A 4046-nucleotide genomic window follows, 5' to 3' on the forward strand; every position below is an offset into this window, starting at 1 on the left:
GCTTAAACCGCAAAAGCCATAAAATAGGGCATTATCTTTATTTTGTATTGAAAACTAAACTTTTCATTGCAAAATTTTTAAGACCAACAAACTTAAAAGTAAAAAAATAGAGTGTGCGGCGAGTGTAAAAATATTTTTATACGATAAAATCACGATAAATACGCATTTAAAAAGTAAAATTCGGTGCGCCTCGTCTCCACCAGATAAAAATCAAAAATTTTTAAAATAATAAGAAATTTTGCGGGAGAATTTCCCGCAAAATTTAACGACTACGCTTTTTCTATCAGCTTCGTCGCATCGATAATGTTAATATCAAGCCCCAAAGCTTCGTTGTCAAGTCCGAGCGCGAGGCCTACTAGCTGGGATAGGTGGATGATAGGTTTTCTAATATCCGAATTATTCGCGTCTTGATACCTTTCTTGATAAATATCAAGCTGCATTTGACATAGCGGGCAAGGCGTAACTACGACGTCCGCACCGTTTTGATCGGCGTTGCCTACTATTTCGCTAGACATTTTTTGCACCGATTTTACCGCAGGATAGCTTGCGTGAAATCCGCAGCAATCAAGCCTCTTTTCAAAAGGCACGATTGTAGCGCCCAGAGCTTGCACGACGGTTTCAAAGCTTTTTGGATTAGTCGAGCTTTCCTTGTTTCCGTAGGCTTTTTCGGGGCGCAGACTGTGGCAGCCGTAAAATAGCGCGACTTTTAGCCCTTTAAGCGGTTTGGTTACCTTTGTTTTTAGCGTCTCCACGTTTTGATAAAGCACCCAAAGAAGGCTTGTTATCTCCGTGTTCCCTTCATATTTCATATTGCCTTTTGCAAGATAGTTGTTAATCCTATCTTTCGCACCCTTATCAAGCGTGCTTTTGGCTCTGGTTAGCGTTAGCATACAGGTACTGCACGTAGTTAGAAGCGGCAGGTTCATCTTCTCTGCTAGTGCGATATTTCTGGCGTTCGCTACGAGAGTGGCTAGCGGGTCTACGTTTTGCGCCTGAGACGCGCCGCAGCAAGACCAGCCCGGAATTTCGCGCAACGTAATGCCCAAAATCGGAGCGATAGCCTCTAAACTCATTTTTGATTCTTTCGCCGCTTGGCTTAGAACGCAGCCAGGGAAAAACGCAAATTCGTTATTAGCGCTCATTTTGTCTCACTTTCCGCAGCGCGCGCCGCTTCTATCATTTTTACTAATTCATCGTGTCCTTCGATTTCCTCGCCGCCGAAAATATGGAGCGGATTCATTTTACCGGCAAACATCAAATTAGCCGCGATGTCCATTTTGCCGATATTTTTGATTACGCCTTCGCTCCTTAGCGCTAATTTGATCTCGTTTAGCCTTCCGTCGCCCTCTACTAGGTCGAGCAAGAATGCCTCTGCGTGATCCGGCCCTAGTCCGTCGTTAAAGCCTTTATTCATAGCCATTACGCTTAAAGCCGAAATATCGTCCGCCGCGCTTATGCCTTTTGGGCAGCGGTCGGCGCATTCTTGGCAGTGTACGCAGTTCCATAGTCCGTTATCGATAGCCGGTTTTAGGTGGATTAGCGGATCTTTACTGCGAGAGTCGAATGCCGCGCGGTGAGCGTGCGTAAATACGAACGGTTCCATATAATCGCTCGCATCGGCGGTTAGCTTATTGCACTCGGATGCGCAGCAACCGCACAAAATGCAGTCCCATTGCTTAGAAATTTTATCGAATTCCGCCACGCTTTGTTTACAGCCGTCTTGCGGAGAGAAGCTATCTTTGGGAGTAATCGTCGGCTTGATTTTACGTAAATTTTCGATGCTAGGCTCCCAGTCTACGACTAGGTCGCTAATTACTCTAAAATTCGCAAGCGCGGAGATCGTGATAGACTCCGGATTATCGTATTCTTTAAGCAGTTCGCTCATTTTAGTATCGCACGCTAGATACGAATGTCCGTTTACGCGCACGGCGCACGCGCCGCAGATAGCCGCGCGGCAAGAAGCGGTAAAATTTAGCGTAGCGTCTAAATTTTGCTTAATATAAATTAGCGCCGAGAGGAGCGTCTGTCCGTCTACCGCTTCTTTTGGCAACTCGTATGTTTTTTCGTATTCTTTGCTTCCGTCAAAGCGCTTTATTATAAATTTCATTCTGGTTTCCTTCCGTCAAGCGAAAAATTCGTTACGACTACGTCTTTGTAGCTAAGCTCTAAATTTCCGTCTTTCATCGTTACGATGCTGTGTTTTAAGAAATTCGCATCGTCGCGTTTAGGATAGTCCTCGCGGGTATGGGCGCCACGGCTTTCTAGACGTTTTTGGGCGGCTAGGCAAGCGCAGCGAGATAATAAGATTAGATTGCCGAGCTCGTAATAATCGGTCAAGGACGTATTGTAAACCGGATTAACGTTTGGCACTTTTAGTTTGTCGTAGCGGGCTTGGATGTTTTCTAAATTTTTAGCTAGCAGATCAAGCTTTTCGCCGGTTCTAAAAATTCCCATATTATCCCAATTTTGCGCGCCGAGCTCTTCGCGTAGCTCGTACATTTCGCTAGGTTTAGCTTCTTTGCTTACTACTTCTTTAAATTTCGTTTGCCATTTGCGAGCTAGTTCGCTAGTTTTATCGCCGCTTTGGAATTTTGCCTCTTTTGCGTAGTTTGAAGCGCCGATACCCGCTAGCTTGCCCGTTACCACCGCGTCGGTTAGGCTGTTTCCGCCTAAGCGGTTCGCGCCGTGGATAGATACGCACGAAGCCTCGCCCGCGGTGTAAATCCCCGGAATTTTCGTGCTCATATCGTCGAATTTGGCCACTTCTATGCCGCCCATAGAGTAGTGCGCCGTCGGCCTAATAGGTACGGGTTGCTCGATTAGGTCGATGTTTTGAAATAACATCGCGGTATGGCGAATTTTAGGCAGCGACTTCATGATTTTTTCTTTACCTAGGTGACGGACGTCGCAAAGCACGTATGCGCTAAGCCCTTCACCAAAGCCTCGTCCTTCGCGAATTTCGGTCTCGATAGCGCGGGCTACGACGTCGCGCGGGGCAAGCTCCATTTTTTCGTGATAGTTTTTCATGAAGCGCTCGCCTTTGTTATTTAGCAAATATCCGCCTTCGCCGCGAGCCGCTTCGGTAATTAGCGAGCCGCCGTTTTGTACTCCCGTCGGGTGAAACTGCAACATTTCGGGATCTTCAAAGCCCAGACCTGCGCGGAGCGCCGCCGCTACGCCGTCTCCGGTCGAGATAAACGGTACGGAAGTGCGGTTATAAAAAATTCTCGTATATCCGCCGCTGGCGATGACTAGCGATTTGCAAAGTACCGGGAAAATATCGCCAGTTTGAATATTGCGAAGCACGGCTCCTTCGCATTTGCCGTCGTTTACGCCGATGTCTAGCAGCTCGTGATCGGTTAGAAATTTAATCCCGTTGGTAACCGCTTCGTCAAACGCTGCGTGCATCATGATGTGGCCGGTTTTGTCCGCCGCGTAATTACAGCGTTTTTTAGACGCGCCGCCCATAAACCTTTGCGCTACGTCGCTGTTGTCGGTCCTTGAAAACAGCGCGCCGATGTAGTCCATTTCGTGGATCGCTTCGGTAGCTAGCTCGCAAAATTTTTGCGCTGCGTCTTGATCTACCAAATACGCGCCGCCTTTAATCGTGTCGTATGCGTGAAGCTTCTGCGAATCGCCGTTTTTAAAATCCGTGACGCCGTTTATACCGCCTTCCGCCATACAGGTAGCGTTTCGGGAAGGCATCATTTTAGTGGCGACGACTACGCTGACGTTCGGGTTTGCTTTTTTAGCTGCGACCGCCGCGCGAAGTCCCGCGCCGCCTGAGCCAATAATTAGCATATCTACGGACGGTAAACCGTTTTTGTTTCCGCCGTCTTTGGTATCGTCGGCTAAAATTTGCGTTCCGCCGCCGGCTAGCGACAGCGCTCCGACACCGATACAGGCGCTTTGCAAGAAGTCGCGTCTGTTGAAATTTTGTTCGCTCATCGTATTTCCTTTGAGATATTGAAATAAGCAATTCGTTACGATCTAGCGGTAAAACCGCACCATTACCGAGCAAATATTAATTTAAACTTATATTTTAT

The 4046-nt window shown here is 47.4% G+C and carries 3 protein-coding genes; all 3 read right to left on the bottom strand.

Annotated elements, in window-relative coordinates; genetic code table 11:
• Positions 1-269: 269 nt before the first annotated feature.
• The 3 genes from sdhE to sdhA are packed head-to-tail and all read right to left on the bottom strand — an operon-like array spanning position 270 to position 3948.
• Positions 270-1142: an 8-methylmenaquinol:fumarate reductase membrane anchor subunit gene (gene sdhE, locus QZ147_RS08565; RefSeq protein WP_295149335.1), complete on the bottom strand. Its 873-nt coding sequence runs from the start codon at positions 1140-1142 to the stop codon at positions 270-272.
• Positions 1139-2107 carry an 8-methylmenaquinol:fumarate reductase iron-sulfur subunit gene (sdhB, locus tag QZ147_RS08570; RefSeq protein ID WP_295149338.1) on the bottom strand — a complete coding sequence of 323 codons (969 nt, stop codon included), beginning with the start codon at positions 2105-2107 and terminating at the stop codon, positions 1139-1141. Before sdhB ends, sdhE begins: the two co-directional genes overlap by 4 nt.
• The gene (gene sdhA, locus QZ147_RS08575; RefSeq protein WP_295149339.1) at positions 2104-3948 is read right to left on the bottom strand and encodes an 8-methylmenaquinol:fumarate reductase flavoprotein subunit; all 1845 of its coding nucleotides are present in this window, start codon (positions 3946-3948) and stop codon (positions 2104-2106) included. The genes sdhB and sdhA overlap by 4 nt, the downstream gene beginning before the upstream one ends.
• Between the last annotated feature and the right edge of the window lie 98 nt (positions 3949-4046).

Origin of the sequence: uncultured Campylobacter sp. (genome assembly GCF_905371695.1) — a bacterium.
Classification (GTDB): Bacteria; Campylobacterota; Campylobacteria; order Campylobacterales; family Campylobacteraceae; genus Campylobacter_A.